The sequence below is a fragment of the Phosphitispora fastidiosa genome (assembly GCF_019008365.1).
Taxonomy (GTDB): Bacteria; Bacillota; Thermincolia; order Thermincolales; family UBA2595; genus Phosphitispora; species Phosphitispora fastidiosa.
On sequence record NZ_JAHHUL010000200.1, the window covers coordinates 1 to 244 of the forward strand.

At 60.2% G+C, this 244-nt stretch carries 1 protein-coding gene; it reads right to left on the bottom strand.

Going from position 1 to position 244, the window contains the following annotated elements; all coding sequences use genetic code 11:
- A partial coding sequence (locus Ga0451573_RS19495) for an NAD-dependent epimerase/dehydratase family protein (protein ID WP_231685867.1) occupies positions 1-244 on the bottom strand: 244 nt, incomplete at both ends.

Consider the following 244-nt stretch of genomic DNA (forward strand, 5'->3'; position numbering starts at 1 on the left):
GTCGGACAGCAGCAGCTCGGAGATCGCCTTCTGCGTGCCATAGCTGGTGAGCGGCGTGGTGAAGAATTCGTCGCCGATCTTGTCGGGAAAGGGCGTGCCGAACACGGCGATGGAGGAGGCGAAGACCACACGCGGACGATAAGGTGCCTTGGCGCTTTCCAGCCGGATCGCTTCAAACAGGAACCGTGTGCCGTCGAGATTGACCTTGTAGCCTTTTTCGAAATCCGCTTCCGCTTCCCCCGTC